The 19,470-nt window shown below is 72.8% G+C and carries 15 protein-coding genes; 8 read left to right on the top strand and 7 right to left on the bottom strand.

The features are described from left to right. Nucleotides 1-52 precede the first annotated feature (52 nt). The 4 genes from ATL41_RS12290 to glgB all read left to right on the top strand — a co-directional run bounded on the left by ATL41_RS12290 (nucleotide 53) and on the right by glgB (nucleotide 7,733). The gene (locus tag ATL41_RS12290; RefSeq protein WP_425432687.1) at nucleotides 53-2,095 is read left to right on the top strand and encodes an alpha-1,4-glucan--maltose-1-phosphate maltosyltransferase; all 2,043 of its coding nucleotides are present in this window, start codon (nucleotides 53-55) and stop codon (nucleotides 2,093-2,095) included. After that, nucleotides 2,092-3,963, top strand: a complete 1,872-nt coding sequence (gene treS, locus ATL41_RS12285; protein WP_098458731.1) for a maltose alpha-D-glucosyltransferase — start codon at nucleotides 2,092-2,094, stop codon at nucleotides 3,961-3,963. Before ATL41_RS12290 ends, treS begins: the two co-directional genes overlap by 4 nt. A gap of 41 nt (nucleotides 3,964-4,004) precedes the next feature. Beyond that, the gene (locus tag ATL41_RS13570) at nucleotides 4,005-5,420 is read left to right on the top strand and encodes a maltokinase N-terminal cap-like domain-containing protein (RefSeq protein ID WP_098458730.1); all 1,416 of its coding nucleotides are present in this window, start codon (nucleotides 4,005-4,007) and stop codon (nucleotides 5,418-5,420) included. 132 nt (nucleotides 5,421-5,552) lie between these two features. Continuing rightward, nucleotides 5,553-7,733, top strand: a complete 2,181-nt coding sequence (gene glgB, locus ATL41_RS13565; protein WP_098458729.1) for a 1,4-alpha-glucan branching protein GlgB — start codon at nucleotides 5,553-5,555, stop codon at nucleotides 7,731-7,733. A gap of 96 nt (nucleotides 7,734-7,829) precedes the next feature. Here the strand turns inward: glgB and ATL41_RS12270 are convergent, their stop codons facing one another. From ATL41_RS12270 to ATL41_RS12260, 3 genes are read right to left on the bottom strand one after another with little or no spacing between them, the layout of a single operon-like run. Beyond that, complete coding sequence (locus ATL41_RS12270; protein WP_098458728.1) at nucleotides 7,830-8,777, bottom strand: tetratricopeptide repeat protein; 948 nt, start codon at nucleotides 8,775-8,777, stop codon at nucleotides 7,830-7,832. Between the two features lie 49 nt (nucleotides 8,778-8,826). Next, entirely contained in the window at nucleotides 8,827-9,834 is a 1,008-nt protein-coding gene (locus tag ATL41_RS12265; RefSeq protein ID WP_098458727.1) for a DUF8094 domain-containing protein, read from the bottom strand. After that, a complete protein-coding gene (locus ATL41_RS12260; protein ID WP_098458726.1) occupies nucleotides 9,831-11,666 on the bottom strand; it encodes a hypothetical protein in 1,836 nt (611 codons plus the stop codon). The genes ATL41_RS12265 and ATL41_RS12260 overlap by 4 nt, the downstream gene beginning before the upstream one ends. Before the next feature lie 259 nt (nucleotides 11,667-11,925). Between ATL41_RS12260 and ATL41_RS12255 the strand changes: the two genes are divergently transcribed. Together ATL41_RS12255 and ATL41_RS12250 are read left to right on the top strand one after the other, a co-directional pair. Next, the gene (locus ATL41_RS12255; protein WP_098458725.1) at nucleotides 11,926-14,121 is read left to right on the top strand and encodes a coiled-coil domain-containing protein; all 2,196 of its coding nucleotides are present in this window, start codon (nucleotides 11,926-11,928) and stop codon (nucleotides 14,119-14,121) included. Further along, on the top strand, nucleotides 14,118-14,534 hold the full coding sequence (locus tag ATL41_RS12250; protein ID WP_098458724.1) for a hypothetical protein: 417 nt from the start codon (nucleotides 14,118-14,120) through the stop codon (nucleotides 14,532-14,534). The genes ATL41_RS12255 and ATL41_RS12250 overlap by 4 nt, the downstream gene beginning before the upstream one ends. Before the next feature lie 94 nt (nucleotides 14,535-14,628). On the opposite strand, the gene ATL41_RS12245 is transcribed toward ATL41_RS12250, so the two are convergent. From ATL41_RS12245 to ATL41_RS12235, 3 genes are all read right to left on the bottom strand, one after another. Continuing rightward, entirely contained in the window at nucleotides 14,629-15,444 is an 816-nt protein-coding gene (locus ATL41_RS12245) for an alpha/beta fold hydrolase (RefSeq protein ID WP_098458723.1), read from the bottom strand. A 75-nt stretch (nucleotides 15,445-15,519) separates the two neighbouring features. Next, nucleotides 15,520-16,290 carry an alpha/beta hydrolase gene (locus ATL41_RS12240; protein ID WP_098458722.1) on the bottom strand — a complete coding sequence of 257 codons (771 nt, stop codon included), beginning with the start codon at nucleotides 16,288-16,290 and terminating at the stop codon, nucleotides 15,520-15,522. A gap of 43 nt (nucleotides 16,291-16,333) precedes the next feature. Then, nucleotides 16,334-16,621, bottom strand: a complete 288-nt coding sequence (locus ATL41_RS12235; RefSeq protein ID WP_098458721.1) for a hypothetical protein — start codon at nucleotides 16,619-16,621, stop codon at nucleotides 16,334-16,336. Nucleotides 16,622-16,743: 122 nt separating this feature from the next. Between ATL41_RS12235 and ATL41_RS12230 the strand changes: the two genes are divergently transcribed. Continuing rightward, entirely contained in the window at nucleotides 16,744-17,700 is a 957-nt protein-coding gene (locus tag ATL41_RS12230; RefSeq protein ID WP_098458720.1) for an FKBP-type peptidyl-prolyl cis-trans isomerase, read from the top strand. Nucleotides 17,701-17,847: 147 nt separating this feature from the next. Continuing rightward, nucleotides 17,848-18,375, top strand: a complete 528-nt coding sequence (locus tag ATL41_RS12225; protein WP_098458719.1) for a phosphoribosyltransferase — start codon at nucleotides 17,848-17,850, stop codon at nucleotides 18,373-18,375. 101 nt (nucleotides 18,376-18,476) lie between these two features. On the opposite strand, the gene nrdF is transcribed toward ATL41_RS12225, so the two are convergent. Then, the gene (nrdF, locus tag ATL41_RS12220; RefSeq protein ID WP_098458718.1) at nucleotides 18,477-19,457 is read right to left on the bottom strand and encodes a class 1b ribonucleoside-diphosphate reductase subunit beta; all 981 of its coding nucleotides are present in this window, start codon (nucleotides 19,455-19,457) and stop codon (nucleotides 18,477-18,479) included. Between the last annotated feature and the right edge of the window lie 13 nt (nucleotides 19,458-19,470).

Raw genomic sequence — 19,470 nt, 5'->3', positions numbered from 1 at the left:
CGTGACCGTCCCGGCCGAGGTCGGCAGCGCGAACGGTGCGGTCTCCGCCGTCGTGCCCCCCGTCCCCCAGGACGTCCCCGTGCCGATCCTGCCGACACCGATCGGCCGCATCCCCGTGCTCGACGTCAGCCCGACGCTCGAGCAGGGCCGATGGCCCGCGAAGGCCGCCGTCGGCGAGGCCGTCCCCATCCGCGCGACCGTGTTCCGTGAGGGGCACGACGCCGTCGCTGCGACGGCGGTGCTGCTGCGCCCGGACGGCAGCGTGCACTCGACCGCGCGCATGGTCGACATCGCCCCCGGACTCGACCGCTTCGAGGGGCGCGTCGCGCCCGACGCCGAGGGCGAGTGGAGCTTCCGCGTCGAGGGCTGGTCCGACCCGTACGGCACGTGGGCGCACGACGCCGAGGTCAAGATCAACGCCGGCATCGACGTCGACCTCATGTTCGAGGAGGGCGTGCGCCTGTTCCGCCGCATCGCCGCGCAGGACGGCCTCACCCGCTCCGCCGCGGGCGTGCTCGAGCGCCTCCTCGCCACGCTGCAGGACCCGCGCCTCGCACCGCCGCAGCGGCTCGCCGCCGCGCTGTCGCCCGAGGTGCGCCGCGTCGTCGTCGACGAGCACCCGCTGCGCGACCTCGTGACCCCGTCGGCCACCTACCCGCTATGGGTGGGCCGCGAGCTCACGCTCGCGAGCTCCTGGTACGAGATGTTCCCGCGCTCCGAGGGCGCCCGGTACGACGCCGCGACGCAGTCGTGGCAGTCCGGCACCTTCCAGACCGCCGCGCGCCGCCTGCCCGCGATCGCCGCGATGGGCTTCGACGTCGTCTACCTGACGCCGATCCACCCGATCGGCACGACGTTCCGCAAAGGCCGCAACAACTCCCTCGAGGCGCTGCCCGGCGACCCGGGCTCGCCGTACGCGATCGGCTCAGCGGACGGCGGCCACGACGCGATCCACCCCGACCTCGGCACGTTCGAGGACTTCGACGCGTTCGTCGCGTCCGCGCGCGAGGTCGGCCTCGAGGTCGCTCTCGACCTCGCGCTGCAGTGCTCGCCCGACCACCCGTGGGTCACCGAGCACCCCGAGTGGTTCACGACGCGCGCCGACGGCTCGATCGCCTACGCCGAGAACCCGCCGAAGAAGTACCAGGACATCTACCCGCTCAACTTCGACAACGACCCCGAGGGGATCTACGCCGAGATCGAGCGCGTCGTGCGCCTGTGGATCGACCACGGGGTCACCGCGTTCCGCGTCGACAACCCGCACACCAAGCCCCTCGACTTCTGGGAGCGGCTCCTCGCGTCCGTCCGGGCGACGCACCCGCACGTCATCTTCCTCTCCGAGGCGTTCACGCGCCCCGCGATGATGGACGCTCTCGCGCGGATCGGCTTCCACCAGTCGTACTCGTACTTCACGTGGCGCAACACGCGCACCGAGATCGAGGAGTACCTGCGCGAGGTGTCCGACGAGCAGGGCTCGTGGATGCGCCCCTCCTTCTGGCCGACGACGCACGACATCCTGCCGCCGTACCTCCAGCACGGCGGCGTCGCAGGATTCGCCGTGCGCGCGGTGCTCGCCGCGACGTCGTGCCCCACGTGGGGCATCTACTCGGGCTACGAGCACGCCGAGCGCGTCCCCCGCCCGGGCGTCGAGGAGCAGATCGACAACGAGAAGTACGAGTACAAGCCGCGCGACTGGTCCGCGCCCGAGGCCCAGGGCCTCACGCGCCTGCTCACGCAGCTCAACCGGATCCGCGCCGACCACCCTGCGCTGCGCCAGCTGCGCAACCTCACGGTGCACTCCTCGACCAACGACCAGGTCGTCGTCTTCTCCTCGCACCTCGACGGGCGTTTCACGCCCGACGGGCAGCCCGACACGGTCATCACCGTGCTCAACCTCGACCCGTGGAACACCCAGGAGGCGACGGTCCACCTCGACCTCGCCGCCCTCGGCCTGCCGGCCTCCGCCGGCGACGCCCCCGCCTTCAACGCCCACGACCTGCTGACCGGCGCGACCTACGCGTGGGGCAGCGAGGCGTACGTGCGCCTCAACCCGTTCGAGAACGTCGCTCACATCATCCAGGTAGGACACCCATGACCGTTCCCCCGTCGTCCGGCTCCCCCCGCCCCGCGCCCGTGCCCGCCGGTCCGGCGGCTGCGCCCGCGCCCGGCGGCCGGACCCAGCACGAGCCCGCACCGGTGACCGCGCCGGTCCCGCTCGCGTCGCTCCCGCGACAGCGTCAGCCGCAGGTGCCCGCCTTCCCGAAGGCGCTGTCGGACGACCCGGAGTGGTACCGCACCGCGGTGTTCTACGAGGTCATCGTGCGCGCGTTCTCCGACTCGACCGGCGCTGGCACGGGTGACATCCGCGGCCTGATCGACCGGCTCGACTACATCCAGTGGCTCGGCATCGACTGCCTCTGGTTGCCGCCGTTCTACCCGTCGCCCCTGCGCGACGGCGGCTACGACATCTCCGACTACACCGCGATCGCGGGGCAGTACGGCACGATGGAGGACTTCGCGGAGCTCATCGAGGCGGCCCACGCGCGCGGCATCCGCGTGATCATCGACCTCGTCATGAACCACACGAGCGACCAGCACCCGTGGTTCCAGGCGTCGCGCTCGGACCCCGACGGCCCGTACGGCGACTTCTACGTGTGGAGCGACGACGACTCGAAGTACGAGGACGCGCGCATCATCTTCGTCGACACGGAGACGTCGAACTGGACGTTCGACCCGGTCCGCCGGCAGTTCTACTGGCACCGGTTCTTCTCGCACCAGCCCGACCTCAACTTCGAGAACCCGCACGTCGTCGAGGCGATGCTCGACGTCACGCGGTTCTGGTGCCGCGTCGGCATCGACGGCTTCCGCCTCGACGCCGTCCCCTACCTCTTCGAGGAAGAGGGCACCAACTGCGAGAACCTGCCGCGCACGCACGAGTTCCTGCAGAAGGTGCGCGCGATGGTCGACCGCGAGTTCCCGGGCCGCATCCTGCTCGCCGAGGCGAACCAGTGGCCCAACGACGTCGTGGACTACTTCGGGACGGAGGAGAAGCCCGAGTGCCACATGTGCTTCCACTTCCCCGTGATGCCCCGCATCTACTACGCGCTGCGTGACCAGCGCTCGACGTCGATCCTCGACATCCTCGCCGACACCCCGCAGATCCCTCGCGGCGCCCAGTGGTCGACGTTCCTGCGGAACCACGACGAGCTCACGCTCGAGATGGTCTCCACGGAGGAGCGCGCGAGCATGTACGGCTGGTACGCGTCCGACCCGCGCATGCGCGCGAACGTCGGCATCCGCCGCCGTCTCGCTCCGCTGCTCGACAACTCCCGCAAGGAGATCGAGCTCGCGCACGCCCTGCTGCTGTCGCTCCCCGGAAGCCCGTGCCTCTACTACGGCGACGAGATCGGCATGGGCGACAACATCTGGCTCCCGGACCGCGACGCGGTCCGCACGCCGATGCAGTGGACCCCGGACCGCAACGCGGGCTTCTCGACGGCCGACCCTGGCAAGCTCTACCTGCCGGTCGTCCAGTCGCTCGTGCACTCGTACGAGGGCACGAACGTCGAATCGCAGCTCGCGCAGCCGTCCTCGCTCCTGCACTGGGTGCACGGCATGCTCTCGGTGCGCCGTCGCCACCGGGCGTTCGGCACAGGTGACTTCGTGCCCGTGCAGTGCGACAACGACGCCGTCCTCGCGTTCCTGCGCGTGACGAATGAGGAGACGCTCCTGTGCGTCGCCAACCTCGCCGCGACCGCGCGGCGCGCGCAGCTGACGATCCCCGGCTGGGAAGGTGCGCAGGCGGTCGACGTGTTCGGCGGCGCTGTGCTCGGCGAGGTCGACGCGGACGGCGAGGTCACGTTCACGCTCGGCTCGCGCGACTTCTTCTGGTCGGTGCTCACCCCGGCGGCGGAACTCGCAGCCGAGCACTCCCCGGCCGCAGCCGACGCGCAGCCCGCGTAACCCGCAAGCGCCCGCCCGCCACCAGCCCAGGAGTGACGCCGATGTCCCGACCCGCAGCGGACCTGACCGAGCAGCTCGGTCCGTTCGAGCCCGCCCCCGTCCCGACGGAGGCGGAGCTCGCGGCCCTGCGCGCCTGGATGCCGACCCGCCGGTGGTTCCCCGTGAAGAGCGGGTCGCCGGCGATCGACCCGTGGATCAGCGTGCGCTTCACCGACGGCTCCGCTCCGGTGATCCACCTGTTCCTCGTGGGCGACGGCGAGCCGGACACGCGCACGATCGTCCAGGTGCCGGTCGTGCGCCGTCCGGCGCTCCTCCCGCCCGTCGAGGTCGGCGCACCGCTGCCGCCCGGTGTCATCGGGGAGGTCGACGGCGAGTGGCTCGTCGACGCCGTCGGCGAGGAAGAGCTCTGGCGGTCCTGGCTCGCGCTCGCGCAGTGGGGCGAGCAGGACGCGGGTCCTGCGGACGTGGACCTCGGCAACGCACGCCTGGTCACAGGCGAGCAGTCGAACACGTCGATCCTGTTCCCGCGCGCGGGCGGCGGGGCGATCCTCAAGGTGTTCCGCGCCGTCGTGCGCGGCGCGAACCCGGACGTCGACGTGCCGCGAGCGCTCGTCCAGGCCGGCTGGACGGGTGTGCCCGCCCCGCTCGCGTGGCTCGAGCTCTCGTGGCCCGAGGAGCGCACGGGCCTGCTCGACCTCGGCGTGCTCTCCGAGCTCGTGGCGGACGCCGCAGACGGCTTCGAGCTCGCGTGCGCGTACGCGGCGGAGGCCCGCAGCTTCGAGACCGAGGCGTTCGAGCTGGGCCGCACGATCGCCGAGATGCACGACGCCCTCGCCCGGGCGATCCCGACGTCGGGCCAGACGGTCGGCATCGAGTGGCTCCGCTCCGAGCTGCGCCACCGGGCGCGCGGCTCGGCCGCGCAGGCTCCTGTCCTCTCGACGCGCCTGCCCGCGATCGAGGCGCTCCTGAGCAGGCTCGGGACGGACGTGCCCGCCGACCTGCTGCTGAGCCTCCAGCAGATCCACGGCGACCTGCACCTCGGCCAGGTGCTCTACTCCCCCACCGGCTGGCGCGTCATCGATTTCGAGGGCGAGCCGATGCGCCCGCTCGAGGAGCGGCGTCGGCCTGACCTGCCCGTGCGGGACGTCGCCGGCATGCTGCGGTCCTTCGACTACGCGGCCGCGGTCGGCGAGTGCCCGGACCCGACCTGGGTCGTCGCGTGCCGTGCAGCGTTCCTCGACGGCTACGCGGCCGGTCAGGCCGAGGGCGCGGCGCTCGCGCCGACCGTGCCGGGCCTCGAGGCGGCCCTGCGGGACGCCCTCGAGCTTGACAAGGCGCTCTACGAGGTCGTGTACGAGGCGAACAACCGCCCCGACTGGGTCGCGATCCCGATCGCGGGGGTCGACCGTCTGCTCGCTGCGGCGGCTGCCCCGGACCCCGGCGACGACGTCGTCTGACGTGGCGCAGCCCCGTCCGGGCCGTGCCGACGCGCGCCGGGACCGGCGTGCGGACCGTTGAGCAGCGGCGACGCCCGGCGCGCCGGGCCTTCGTGCCCAGCGAGAGCGGCTGAGTCGTGGAATGGTAGGAAGATGACAGCCGCGCCTCTCCCGATCCCTGTCGACCCGAGCCTGCTCGCTGCCGTCGCCGGCGGGCGTCACCACGACCCGCACGGCATCCTGGGCCCGCACCCGCACGACGGCGGCGTCACGATCCGCGTGCTTCGCCCCCTCGCCGACGAGGTCGTCGTCGTCACGGCCGACGGCGAGCACCGCGCCGAGCACGAGCAGGACGGCGTCTGGGTCGTCGTGCTCCCCGGCGAGACCGTCCCCGAGTACCGCCTGCGCGTGCGGTACGGCACCGAGACGACCGACACCGACGACCCGTACCGGTTCTGGCCGACGCTCGGCGAGATGGACCGCCACCTCATCCGCGAGGGCCGCCACGAGGAGCTGTGGCGCGTCCTCGGCGCGAACGTCCACACGTACCCCGGCCAGCTCGGCGAGGTCACCGGCACAGCCTTCGCCGTGTGGGCGCCCAACGCCCGCGCCGTCCGGCTCGTCGGCGACATGAACCACTGGCAGGGCTCGTCGCACTCGATGCGTTCGCTCGGCGAGTCCGGCGTCTGGGAGCTGTTCGTCCCCGGCGTGCGCGGCGGCACCCGCTACAAGTACGAGATCCTCACGCAGGACGGCTCGTGGCGGCAGAAGGCCGACCCCATGGCGAAGGGCACCGAGGTCCCGCCCGCGACCGCGTCGGTCGTCGTCGAGAGCGGGTACCGCTGGCAGGACGACGCCTGGATGGACCAGCGCGCCCGGACCGACGTGCACAACGCCCCGATGAGCGTCTACGAGGTCCACCTCGGCTCGTGGCGCCAGGGCCTGAGCTACCGCGAGCTCGCGGACCAGCTCACGCAGTACGTCGTCGACCTCGGCTTCACGCACGTCGAGCTCATGCCCGTCGCCGAGCACCCGTACGGGCCGTCCTGGGGCTACCAGGTCACGTCGTACTACGCCCCGACGTCCCGCTTCGGCAGCCCGGACGACCTGCGTCACCTCATCGACACTCTCCACGCGGCGGGCGTCGGGGTCATCCTCGACTGGGTGCCCGCGCACTTCCCCAAGGACGAGTGGGCGCTCGGCCGCTTCGACGGCACCGCCCTCTACGAGGACCCGGACCCGCTGCGCGGGGAGCAGCCCGACTGGGGCACCTACGTCTTCAACTTCGGCCGTCCCGAGGTCCGCAACTTCCTCGTCGCGAACGCGACGTACTGGCTCGAGGAGTTCCACGTCGACGGGCTGCGCGTCGACGCCGTCGCGTCGATGCTGTACCTCGACTACTCCCGCGAGGCGGGACAGTGGCGGCCGAACAAGAACGGCGGCCGCGAGAACCTCGAGGCGATCGCGTTCCTCCAGGAGGCCAACGCGACCGCGTACCGCCGCAGCCCCGGCGTCGTCATGATCGCCGAGGAGTCCACCGCGTGGCCCGGCGTCACGACGCCGACCGACGCGGGCGGCCTGGGCTTCGGCCTCAAGTGGAACATGGGCTGGATGAACGACACCCTGCGCTACCTCGCGCAGGACCCGATCAACCGCCGCTACCACCACTCCGAGATCACGTTCTCGCTCGTGTACGCGTTCTCCGAGCAGTTCACGCTGCCGCTGAGCCACGACGAGGTCGTGCACGGCAAGGGCTCGCTCCTGCGCAAGATGCCCGGCGGCGACTGGCAGCAGCTCGCGGGCCTGCGCTCGCTCCTGGCGTACCAGTGGTCCCACCCCGGCAAGCAGCTGCTGTTCATGGGCGGGGAGATCGGCCAGGGCACCGAGTGGAGCGAGAGCCGCAGCCTCGACTGGTACCTGCTCGACCACGCCCCGCACCAGGGCGTGCACCGGCTCGTGAAGGACCTCAACGCGCTGTACCGCTCGCAGCCCGCGCTGTGGTCCCAGGATCACACGCCTGCCGGCTTCGAGTGGCTCGACTCGGACGACGCCGACCACAACGTCATCGCGTACCTGCGCCGCGGCACGGACGGGTCGACGGTCGCGATCGTCGTCAACTTCGCCGACGCGACCCACGAGAGCTGGCGCCTGCCGCTCCCCGAGGGCGGCGTATGGCGCGAGGCGCTCAACACGGATGCCGAGGTGTACGGCGGCTCCGGCGTCGGCAACCTCGGCGCGGTCCACGCGGAGCCGGTCGGCCACCACGGTCGTCCGTTCTCGGCGACGCTGCGCGTGCCGCCGCTCGCGGCGCTCTTCTTCGTGCACGAGGGCTGATCCCGCCGCGCACGACGAAGGCCGGGCCCCTGCGGGGGCTCGGCCTTCGTCGTCGGTAGGTCGTCGCGGCGGTGCGTCTCGCTCCGAGCCGAGGGCTCAGTAGAGCGCGTTCGCGAGCGCGCGGCGGGCGGGGCCGACGCGCGGGTCCGCGTTGCCGAGGATCGTGAAGTAGTCGACGAGCCGGACGCGCACCCGCTCGCGGTCGTCACCCGCCGTGCGGGCGACGAGCTCGATGAGACGCCCGAGAGCGTCTTCGACCTTGCCGCCGGCGAGGTCGAGGTCTGCGACGTCGAGCTGGGCCTGCACGTCGTCGGGCGCGTCGGCGGCGGCGCGGCGGACGTCCGCGAGCGTCATGTGCGACGTCCGCTCGAGCAGCTCGACGTTCGCGAGGCCGGCCGCGGCGTCGGTGTCCTTCGGGTTCTCCTTGAGCGCCTGCTTGTAGGCCGCGATCGCGGTCTCGAGGTCGTTCTCCGCGATCGCGTCGTACGCCTTCTGGTGCAGCGGCGGGAGCTCCGGCTCAGGCGCCGGCTGGGCAGCGGCCTGCTCGGCGGTGACGCCGGGCGCTGCGGTGAGGCGACCCGTGATGCCGTTGGCCTCGGCGGCCGCGAGCACCTGGTCGAGCACGTCGCGGACCTGGTTCTCGTCGGCGGCGCCCTGGAACAGCGGCACGGGCTGGCCGGCGAGGACCGCGACGGCAGTCGGCACGCCCTGGACCTGGAACGCCTGCGCGATCTGCGGGTACGCCTGGACGTCGACGCGCGCGAGGAGCATGGCGCCCTCGTAGCCGTCGACGAGCCGTCCGAGGGTCGTCGCGAGCCGCGCGTTGGCCTCGTCGGTCGCGACCCACAGGAGGACGACGACGGGGACCTGCATCGACTGCTCGATGATCTGCTGGAACGTCGCCTCGGTCGTGTCGACGACGAAGCCGCCCGCTGCCGGGGCCCCGCCGGGCTCGCCCGGGGGCGGCGCGACCGGGCGGCCGAGGGACGAGAGGTCGACCGCTCCGCGGACGTCGAGCCGAGGGTCTGGCGCTTGCTGACTCATGAGACCTTCCTGTTCGCGTGTGTCGGGCCCGCGCGCGGGCCGGACGGGGTCAGTCGGGGATGCCTGCCGCGGTCGCGACGTGCTCGACACCGAGGACCGAGACCTGTCCGCCGCCGGCGGCGGGCGGGACGTAGAGGGCGACGACCGTCGTGTAGCTGATGGTCATCTCGTTCTTCACCTTGGTCTTCTTCGGCAGCAGCGCCTTCTCGATCGCCGTGCCGGGCGAGAGCACGGCGCCCTTCTCGGCGGTGCGGAGCTCGAGGACCTTGAGCTCGCCGACGACGACGGCGCCGCCGTCGGCCGTGCCGACCGCCTCGATCGCGCCGGGGACGGGCGTGAAGGTCATGGTCTGCTTGCCGTCGGCGGCCTTGAGCGCCTTGTTCTGCAGCTTGGAGATCTCGGCGATCTGCTCGCGGAACGGGTCGTCGGCGAAGGCGTCGGCGTGCTTGGACTTCGCCTTCTTCGTGAGGACGTCGGCGTACTGGTCGACCGCGGTCTGCGGCGTCACGAGGAGGCCCTCGGCGTCGGGGGCGACGGCCTGCGAGCCGACCTCGAGCGAGGCGAACGCCGGCAGGACGACCTTGGGGAAGAGACGGACCCAGCCCCACAGCTGGTAGTTCGAGCGGGCGTCCGCCTGCTCGAGGACGAGCAGTCGCTCGGTCTGCAGCTCGGGCTGCTCGGAGATCGCGACGACGGTGCGCGGCCACTGCGACTCGACGGGCGAGGTCGTCGAGACGACCTCGGTGGGGAGCGCGGTCAGGTACTCGTCGGAGTCGATGCGGTCGGCGACCTTGAGCTCGCTCTCGCGGATCGCGCGGGCAGGGCCGGTCAGTCGTTCTCCGAGCCCCTTCGCGGAGCGCGCCTCCTGGGTCTTGGCGAGCGTCGTCCCGATCGCGTCGAGGATCTTCGCCTCCTGCTCCTCGTCGAGGACGGGGCCGGGAGCTGCCGGGGCTGCGGGCGGCTCGGGCGTCGGGATCTCGGGCGCGCACGCGCCGAGCGCGGTGAGCACGACGGCGACGCCGAGCGCTGCGGCGGTGCGGCCGGTGCGGCGGGTCATGCGTCCTCCTCGGGGCGGTCGGGGGTCTGCTTCTCGGGCGTCCACGTGGGCGGGTTCGTCGGCCTGTCGGTCGTGGGCGGCGTCGTCGCGGCGGGCGTGTTCAGGTACGGGTTCGCCCCCGCTCCTGCCGCGTAGGGGGACGACGGCGCACCTTGGCGCAGCTGGTGGTGCGGCTGCGGGATCGGGGGCCCTGCCGTGGGGCTCGGGGCGGCCGGACCGACGGGGGTCCATGCCGCGCCAGGCTGCGCCCCACCGGGCCGGGAAGCGGGCGCAGGCCGGGCTGCGGGCGTCGCGGGGGTGCCGTACGGCGACGCGGTGCCGGACGGCGTCGGAGTTCCGGACGGCGTCGGGCTTCCGGCCTGTGCCGGGCTGCCGTACGGCGAGCGGTAGGCCGACGGCGTCGCAGAGCCGGACGGCGCAGAGCCAGACGGCGCAGGGCCAGACGGCGCAGGGGCCGCGTACGGGGAAGCGCCTGCCGCGGGCGGCTGCGTGGCCGACGGCGGCTGCGTGGCGGACGGCGCAGGCGCGGCTGTGCCGCCGGCCTGGAAGCCCCAGGCCGCGCGCCACGCGTCGGCGCGTGCGCTCGGGTTCTCGTCGGCCGGACGCTGCCCGGGCGTCGCGCCGGCGACCGCTGCGGCGGGTGCCGCCTGGCCGGGAGCAGCAGGGCCCTGGGTCGTGGCGGGGCGTCCCGCGGAACCCGGGGCTGCCAGGTTCTGCTCGGCAGTCTCCGTCGCGGACTCTGCACGGGAGCGGACCTGCGGGAGCATGCCGGTGCGAGGACGCTTGCGCCCGCGGTCGCGGGCCGCCTCCGCGGCCTCGCGCTCGGCGCGCTCACGCAGCTCGCGACGGGTCAGGGGGCGACCGCCGAGCTCTCCGGGGGCGGGTGCACCTGCCTGGGCGGCAGGCGCCGTCACGGCCGCGGCTACCGGAGCCGGCTGCTGCGTCTGCGCAGCGGCGGGCGCCGCTGCCGGCGCGTTCTCGTCGCTGCCGACCGACGCGGCGAACCGTGACGTGGGGGCGACGATCGGGCCGCCGTGCGGCGCGTCGGGTGCGACCCGCACGGGGGCGGGCACGCCGCGGCGCGCGTTGCGCGCCTCGACGATCCGCAGCGCGATCGCGGGCAGGCGCGGCACGAGGATCAGCGCAGCGGCCGCGAGCAGGAGGACGACGCCGAGCACGACCCCCGGCACGAGCGCGGGCGTCGAGACGACGCGAGGCCAGCTCATCGTGACCGTCGGGGCGACGGCGCCGTCGCCGGTCCCGGCCACGAGCAGCATCTCGCGGTCGAGCTTCTGGTCGAGGGTCAGCGTCGCCGTCCCGTCGCCGCGCGCCTCCGCGAGCCACATGTCCGAGCCGAGCGGGTCGGGCCCGACGATGCCCGAGGCCCCGACGGACGGCGCGTCCTCGTCGCCCCCGGCCTCGTCCTTCGCGTCGCCGTCCTTGCCGTCGGCGTCCTTCGCGTCGGCGCTCGGCTCGGGGACCGGCGTCGTCTCCCCCGCGACCGGGGTCGAGGAGAGGTCTGTCCAGGACGCGAGACCGCTGACCTGCACGTGGGCGTCGTCGCCGACCCACCCGCGCACGTCAGCCTCCCGGCCGACGACGATCGCGACGGGGCCGCCGTCGGCGCGCGCGGCCGTCACGGTCACCTCGTCGCCCACGAGCCCGAGCACGCCCGGCTCGGCCACGAGCATCGTCACCTCACCCGACGGAGCGACGGAGGCCGTGACGACGTCGTCGGGCCGCCAGAGGGTCGCCGAGGCGATCGCCAGGCCGAGGGAGGCAGCTCCCAGGACCGCGAGCACCACGGCCATCACGCGTTGCAGCACCGTCATTCCCTTCACGTCGGACGTTCTACCCTACGGCGGCCGGTCCTCGCCCGGCGAAAGTCTGACGTCCCCAGGTCCGGCGCGCACCGAATCTGCACGAGTCGGGCACGGGCCGGGCCCGACCGCGGCCCCGGACCCACAAGACCAGCCGCGCCCTCACCCGATAGGCTGGCGGGGTGCACGCCCGCGCGTGCGCCCACCGCTGACGTGGTGCGTCACTCACGGGAACGGTGCCCGCCGTCCCCACGACCGCCGAGGTTCTCTCGTGACCGAAGATCGTCCCCTGTTCCCCGTCGTCATGCGTGGCTACGACCGTTCCCAGGTCGACGGCGAGGTTGCGCGTCTCCAGAAGCAGCTCGAGAGCGCGCGCGCCCAGGTCGCCCAGCTCGACGAGCGCACGCTGCAGATCAGCGGCGAGCTCTCCGAGGCGCAGCGCCAGCTGCGCGAGGCCGAGCGCCCCACGTACTCGGGTCTCGGCACCCGCATCGAGCAGCTCATGCGCTCCGCGGAGGAGCAGTCGTCGGACGTCGTCGCGCAGGCCAACGCCCAGGCGGCGGACGCGCTCGCCCGCGCCAAGCTCGCCGCCGGCCAGATCCGCGGCCGCGCCGAGAACGAGGTCGCCGAGCTGCTCGCGACCGCCCGCCGCGAGGCGGACGAGATGCGCGCGGCCGCCCACACCGAGGCCGAGAGCACGATCACGAGCGCCCAGCGCCGTGCTGAGGAGATGGTCGGCTCCGCCGAGCGCGAGGCCGCTCGCATCCAGGGCGTCTCCCAGACCGAGGTCGCCGAGCGCCGTGCGACGACCGAGCGCGAGCTCGCGACGCTGCGCGCGACGACGGAGCGCGAGACGACCGAGCTGCGCATCACGACCGAGCGCGAGGCTGCCGAGCTGCGCGCGAAGACCGAGGCCGAGACGACCGAGCTGCGCGAGCAGACCGACCGGTACGTCGAGGACGTCCGCCAGACGGCGCACCTCGAGACGACGACGCTGCGTCAGCGCACCGAGAAGGAGGTCGCGGAGATGCGTGCCGCGGCCGAGGCGGAGACCACGGAGCTGCGTCAGCGCACGGCCAAGGAGACCGCCGAGCTGCGCGCGACGACGGACGCCGAGGTCACCGAGCTCCGTGCCCGCGCGAAGGAGTACTCCGACTCGCTCCGCGAGGCGGCGGACCGCGAGACGACCGAGCTGCGCCAGCGCGTCGAGAAGGAGACGGCCGCGCTGCGCAAGGAGGCCGACCAGTACGCGGCCCTCACCCGCACGACGGCCGAGCGCGAGGTCGACGAGCTGCGCACGACGGCGCAGGCCGAGGTCGACGAGCTGCGTTCGACCGCCGCGACCGAGACGGCCGCCCTGCGCACCGAGGCCGAGCAGTACGCGGCGTCCGTGCGCGCTGCCGCCGACCGCGACGCGACCGAGCTGCGCGAGAGCGCACGCCTCGAGAGCACCGCGCTGCGAGAGAGCACGACCCGCGAGATGACCGAGCTGCGCGAGAGCACGGAGGCGGCTGCGGCCGCACTGCGCGAGCAGACCCAGCGCGAGACCGACGAGCTGCGCTCCGCGACCGAGATCGAGGTCGAGCGGATCCGCACCGACGCGACGCGCGAGGCAGCCGACATCGTCGCCAAGGCGCGTACCGAGGCGGCCAGCCAGCTCGAGCGGGCGCGCACGGCCCTCGCGGACACCGAGATCGAGATCGCTCAGCGTCGCGAGACCGCCGAGCGCGAGGAGGCCGAGCGCCAGGCCGCGGCCCGTGCGGAGACGGAGCGCATGGTGAACGAGGCCGAGGCGCACGCCGCCGACGCCGAGCAGCGCGTCGTGCGCGCCGTCGAGCAGGCGGAGAAGGTGCGCCGCGAGACGGACGAGCACGCCAAGCAGCTCCTGTCGAACGCCCGCAAGAACGCCGACGCGGTCGTGTCGCAGGCACGCGAGCACGCCGAGAAGACCCTGTCCGACGCCGTCCTCGAGGCGGACCGCGAGCGCAGCGCCGCCCAGCGCCAGGTCGACGACCTCAACCGTCAGCGCGAGGCCATCACGACCTACCTGGACGAGCTCCGCTCTCTGCTCGGTGGCGACCCGATCCCGTCGCGTCGCACGCTCGAGAAGGCGTCGGCCGCGGAAGAGTCGTTCCGGGCTCAGCAGCAGGCTGTCGACCTCGACGAGATCGAGGCGACCGTGACCGGTTCCGCCGCGGAGGCCGTCGACGCCGAGGCTCCCGTCGCCTCGGCCGGGTCGGTCGAGTCTGCCGACTCCGCGCCCTCAACCGACTCGGCGCCGTCACCCGACTCCGCGCCCTCCGCCAGCTCGGCGTCATCGGCGGGCTCGGCCGGGTCCACCCCCTCCGCGGGCTCTGCGCCGTCGGCGCAGTCCCCCGCCGAGCCTGCCGGCTCCGCCGCGGCTGACGACGAGGCCACCGAGCCCGCCGAGGAGGAGGCCGCCGAGGAGAGCTCGGGGTCCAAGTGACCGACGACTCCAGGACGTGGGCCGAGCAGCGGCGCGAGCAGGCGCTCGCCCACGGTGAGCGCCTCGCCGCGGCGAAGGCTCAGGAGACCGTGCGCGCCCGCGCGCTCGTCGCAGAGTTCATCGAGCGCGCGCGGGCGGCCGGCGTCCCCGCCGAGCCGCTCCTCGCCCGCGACTACAGCGGGCGAGGTCCCTTCCGGACGGGCAAGCACGGCTGGTACGTACGCGCCAACCGGACGGCCGCCGTCGGCGACGACGGCGAGTTCTACGTGCTCGTCGTCGAAGGCGGCCTCCTGGCGAGGCTGCGCGGCGCGACGCTCACCCCGAGCGACCCACCCCTCGTCCTGGGCGCGGGCGGGCGCGACGGGGAGTCCATCGCGCTGCGCGACGCCCTCGCCCGGGTCGCACCCGAGTAAGCGCGGGAAGCCGCGCAGCGCACGGACGCGCTCCCCGTCCACGCGAGCGAGCCCGAGCCCCGGTGGGCTCGGGCTCGTTCGCGTCGACGACGGGTCAGACGCGGCGCAGCAGCGCCGCGAGCGCCGCAGCGACCGGCTCGGGCGCCTCGTTCGTCGTCATGTGCCCCGCACGCGGGACGACGACGAGCTCAGCGTCCTTCGCGGCGTCGACCATCTTCTGCGCCTCTGCGACGGGCGACAGCTCGTCCTCGTCGCCGACGACGACGACCATCGGCCCCTCGAACCCCGCGATCGCGTCGAGGCGGTCGGGCCGGGGCGCCATCGCCCGCTGGCACCACGCGACACCCGCGGGTCCCTGGTCACGGATCCACGTGTCGAGCCGCTCGACGAGGTCCTCGCGGTTCGCGCGGCTCGTCTCGCCGAGCAGCGAGCGCCGCATCGACAGCACGGGCTCGACGTTGTGGTTCTTCTCGACCTCGTCGGCGATCCGCAGGCGGTTGTCGCGAACAGCCTGCGGGTCCGCGCCCGCCTTCGTGTCGAGCAGCGCCGCGCCCGCGACGAGCTCCGGGTGCCGCGCGAGCAGGCTCATGACGACGTACCCGCCCATCGACAGGCCCGCGACGACCGCACGGTCGATGCCGAGCGCACGCAGGGTCGCGGCGACGGCGTCACCGGACAGGTCGATCGACGGCTCGTCCGGCGCCCCGAGCGTCGCCGCGACGTCCGGACCGGTCGGCGACTCCCCCATGCCCGGCAGGTCGAGCGCGATCACGTCGGGCTCGCCCGGAAGCAGGTCGACGACGTCGAGCCACATCCGCGAGTCGAGCGGGAAGCCGTGGAGCAGCACGAGCGGCACCCCGGTGCCGCGGCGCAGACGGTGGTGCGCGAGAAGTCCGTCACCGGTGATCATCAGGTGTCCTCCCAGGTAGGTGCCTGCCTCCGATGATGCTCGCCAGGCAGCCCGGGCGCCAGAGGACCGCTCCGCTCAGCGCTCCTCGGGCTGGTCCAGGTCGGCGGACTCGACCGCGCTGCCGTCCCACACGGTCGGCAGCGGCGAGTGGCCCGGCAGGACGTGCGAGACGATCTCGTCGAGGACCCGACGGACGGAGGACTCCCCCACCCACAGGTGCTTGGCACCGTCGACGCCGATGACCTCGGCCTGCGGCACGACCGAGAAGCGCTCGCGCGCCTCGGCAGGGCGCAGGTAGTCGTCGTGCTCGGGGACGAGGGCGACGAGCGGGCGGCCGAAGTCCGCCCACCGCGCGAGGTCCGCGTCGCCAGCGCGGTGCAGCGGCGGCGAGAGCAAGATCGCTCCCTCGATCGCGGGGTCGGCGCCGTGCATGAGGGCCAGCTCGGTGCCGAACGACCATCCGACGAGCCACGGGCGCGGCAGCTCGCGGAACTCCGCGAGCTCGATCGCGGCGGCGACGTCGAAACGCTCGGCGTTCCCGCCGTCGAACGCGCCCTCGCTCGTGCCGCGGGGCGACGACGTGCCGCGGGTGTTGAAGCGCAGGACGGCGAGGTCGGCGAGCGCGGGGAGGCGCCAGGACGCCTTGCGCAGCACGTGCGAGTCCATGTAGCCGCCGTGCGTCGGCAGCGGGTGGAGGGTCACGAGCGTCGCGACCGGGTCGCGGTCGGCGGGGAGCGCGAGCTCACCGACGAGCGTGAGGCCGTCGGCGGTGTGGAGCTCGATGTCCTCGCGGCGCGCCGGCAGGACGGTCGTGGAGCGGATCTGGGTGTGGGTCGGCTCGTTCATCGCCCACGAGCCTAGCCGCGGCCCGGCCTGGGCGCGGTCTCGTCTAGCCGCGGTCCCAGCAGGCCGTGTGCCAGTGCCTGCGGGCGGCGAGCGCTGCCTCGGCCCCGAAGAGCGAGTCGTCCGCCCACGCGACGACGTGCGGCACGCCCGCGGTGATCTCCTGCTGGCAGCCGGGGCACCGGTACGTCTTGTCGTTGCCGCGCACCTTCTGCACCGTCCAGGTCTCGCCGCGGCGGGTCACGGAGGACCGGCCGCCGGTCGCTCGCTCGAGGTCGAGCTCGCGGTGCGGCTCGCCCCAGGGACGACGACGGGACGGACGCGCAGAGGGCATGCCTCCATCGTGCCACGCGGCGGCGGGGGCGCTGCTTCCAGGGTCCTCACAGGGCTACCCCGTAGGCTCTGGGGTGGACCAGCGCGCTCAGCGCACCTAGACAAGGCGAAGGACCTCTCCTGGTGAAGAACTCCACCCTCCGACGCGTGGCCGTGCTCAGCGCGGGCGCAGTCCTCCTGCTGACCGGCTGCAGCGACGACTCCGAGCCCGCGGCGAGCCCCTCGACGCAGGCCGGCGCGGCCCCGTCGACGACCGCGACCGAGTGCAAGCCCGTCGAGTCGCAGGAGGCCTCGCCGCTCGACGGCGTCGTCGTCTCGGGCGACCTCGGCACGGCCCCGACCCTCAAGGTCGAGAAGGCCGTGGAGATCACCGAGGCGGCGGTCAAGCTCGTCTGCGTCGGTGACGGCGCGCAGGTCAAGGACGGGCAGACGCTCTCCTACCGCTACACCGTCGTCATGGGCAGCGACGGCGAGCAGAAGTACCAGAGCACCGAGGACGAGTCTGGCGCGCTGACCGTCGACTTCTTCGGCGAGAAGATGCACGAGGCTCTCGTCGACGCGACGATCGGCACGCGCCTGCTGTGGGCCGAGCCCTCCACGACCGAGGGCGAGCCGCCGGCGGTCCTGGGCTTCGAGATCACGGGTGCCCGCGACGTCCCGACGCGTGCGTCGGGCGAGACCGTCGAGCCCGCTGCCGGTCTGCCGACCGTCAAGCTCGCCGACGACGGCGCGCCGACGATCACGATCCCCGAGGGCTACGAGGCGCCGAGCGACCTCGTCGTCCAGACGCTCATCAAGGGGTCGGGCCCGGAGGTGACGGCGGAGCAGACGCTCACCGTCCAGTACGCAGGTGTGAAGCTCGACGGCTCGACGTTCGACTCCTCGTGGGAGCGCGGCGCGCCCGCGACCTTCCCGCTGACGGGTGTCATCGAGGGCTGGACGAAGGGCCTCGCCGGCCAGACGGTCGGCAGCCAGGTGCTCCTCGTCATCCCGCCGGCTCTCGGTTACGGCGGCTCTGCCGGCCACGAGCTCGAGAAGGAGACGCTCGTCTTCGTCGTCGACATCCTCGAGGCCAGCTGACGCTTGTCATGACGTCTCTCCGGAGGCCCGGTCCCCTCGTGGGGTCGGGCCTCCGGCGTGTCCGGGTCGCGCTCACCACGTGTGAGGGTCGTCGCACCAGGCCTTTGGCCGCACCGACCGCCCGTGCGCGGGACCTATCGTGGACGAATGACGACTGAGCTTCCTGCCGACAGCCTCGTCCCCGCGAGCGAGCCCGAGCGGGAGGTGCTGACCTGGGAGAGGTTCGGCGTCGCCGCGCGCGAGCTGGCGCAGATGGTCGTCGACTCGGGCTTCGAGCCCGAGGTCGTGGTCGCTGTCGCCCGCGGCGGCCTGCTGCCTGGCGGCGCGGTGGCCTACGCGCTCGGCACGAAGGGCGTCGGGACGCTCAACATCGAGTTCTACACGGACATCGGCCAGACCCTCACCGACCCGCGCGTCCTGCCGCCGCTCATGGACACGTCCGAGCTGCCAGGCCACCGCGTCCTCGTGGTCGACGACGTCGCGGACTCGGGCCGCACGCTCAAGCTCGTGATGGAGATGCTCGCGAAGCAGGGCGCCGAGGCGCGCTCGGCGGTGCTGTACTCGAAGCCGCGCTCGATCATCCGTCCCGACTACTCGTGGATGGACACGGACAAGTGGATCACCTTCCCGTGGTCCGACCGCCCCGCGATCGGTTCAGACCGCCCGGGCGACTGAGGCGTCGGTCTCCGCCCCCCAGCCCAGGACGATCTGGCAAGGACGACGAGAGCGCCGCACCCGAGGGGTGCGGCGCTCTCGCGTTCGTCAGGCGGCCGGGATCAGAAGTCCCAGTCCTCGTCCTCCGTGTTGACGGCCTTGCCGATCACGTACGACGAGCCGGACCCGCTGAAGAAGTCGTGGTTCTCGTCGGCGTTGGGCGACAGGGCCGAGAGGATCGCCGGGTTGACGTTCGTCTCGTCCTTGGGGAACAGCCCCTCGTAGCCGAGGTTCATGAGGGCCTTGTTGGCGTTGTAGCGCAGGAACTTCTTGACGTCCTCGGTCAGGCCGACGCCGTCGTACAGGTCCTGCGTGTACTGCACCTCGTTCTCGTAGAGCTCGAAGAGCAGCTCGAACGTGTAGGCCTTCATCTCGTCGCGCTCGGCCTGCGTGAGCTGCTCGAGACCCTTCTGGAACTTGTAGCCGATGTAGTAGCCGTGCACCGCCTCGTCACGGATGATCAGGCGGATCAGGTCTGCCGTGTTGGTGAGCTTGGCGCGGCTCGACCAGTACATCGGGAGGTAGAAGCCCGAGTAGAACAGGAACGACTCGAGCATCGTCGAGGCGACCTTGCGCTTGAGCGGAGAGTCGCCGCGGTAGTACTCGAGGACGATCTCGGCCTTGCGCTGGAGGTTCGGGTTCTCCTCGGACCATCGGAACGCCTCGTCGATCTCCTGGCTCGAGATGAGCGTCGAGAAGATCGAGGAGTAGCTCTTCGCGTGGACCGACTCCATGAACGCGATGTTCGTGTAGACGGCCTCCTCGTGCGGGGTCAGCGCGTCCGGGATCAGGCTCACCGCGCCGACCGTGCCCTGGATCGTGTCGAGGAGCGTGAGCCCCGTGAACACGCGCGTCGTCAGGGTCTTCTCAGCGTCGGTGAGCGTCGCCCACGACTGGATGTCGTTGGACAGCGGGACCTTCTCCGGCAGCCAGAAGTTGCCGACGAGCCGGTCCCAGACCTCGAGATCCTTCTCGTCCTCGATGCGGTTCCAGTTGATCGCCGTGACACGGTCGATCAGCTTGATCTTCGGGCTGGGTGACATGCGTTCCTCGTTC

It is taken from the genome of Flavimobilis soli (assembly GCF_002564025.1).
GTDB lineage: Bacteria > Actinomycetota > Actinomycetes > Actinomycetales > Cellulomonadaceae > Flavimobilis > Flavimobilis soli.
This window is presented reverse-complemented; position numbering and strand designations above follow the sequence as displayed.

Bases quoted from the DNA above. Each gene is read 5' to 3' on its own strand.
- treS (WP_098458731.1), top strand. From the start codon at position 2,092: ATGACCGTTCCCCCGTCGTCCGGCTCCCCCCGCCCCGCGCCCGTGCCC.
- ATL41_RS13570 (WP_098458730.1), top strand. From the start codon at position 4,005: ATGTCCCGACCCGCAGCGGACCTGACCGAGCAGCTCGGTCCGTTCGAG.
- glgB (WP_098458729.1), top strand. From the start codon at position 5,553: ATGACAGCCGCGCCTCTCCCGATCCCTGTCGACCCGAGCCTGCTCGCT.
- ATL41_RS12270 (WP_098458728.1), bottom strand. From the start codon at position 8,777: ATGAGTCAGCAAGCGCCAGACCCTCGGCTCGACGTCCGCGGAGCGGTC.
- ATL41_RS12265 (WP_098458727.1), bottom strand. From the start codon at position 9,834: ATGACCCGCCGCACCGGCCGCACCGCCGCAGCGCTCGGCGTCGCCGTC.
- ATL41_RS12260 (WP_098458726.1), bottom strand. From the start codon at position 11,666: ATGACGGTGCTGCAACGCGTGATGGCCGTGGTGCTCGCGGTCCTGGGA.
- ATL41_RS12245 (WP_098458723.1), bottom strand. From the start codon at position 15,444: ATGATCACCGGTGACGGACTTCTCGCGCACCACCGTCTGCGCCGCGGC.
- ATL41_RS12240 (WP_098458722.1), bottom strand. From the start codon at position 16,290: ATGAACGAGCCGACCCACACCCAGATCCGCTCCACGACCGTCCTGCCG.
- ATL41_RS12235 (WP_098458721.1), bottom strand. From the start codon at position 16,621: ATGCCCTCTGCGCGTCCGTCCCGTCGTCGTCCCTGGGGCGAGCCGCAC.
- ATL41_RS12225 (WP_098458719.1), top strand. From the start codon at position 17,848: ATGACGACTGAGCTTCCTGCCGACAGCCTCGTCCCCGCGAGCGAGCCC.
- nrdF (WP_098458718.1), bottom strand. From the start codon at position 19,457: ATGTCACCCAGCCCGAAGATCAAGCTGATCGACCGTGTCACGGCGATC.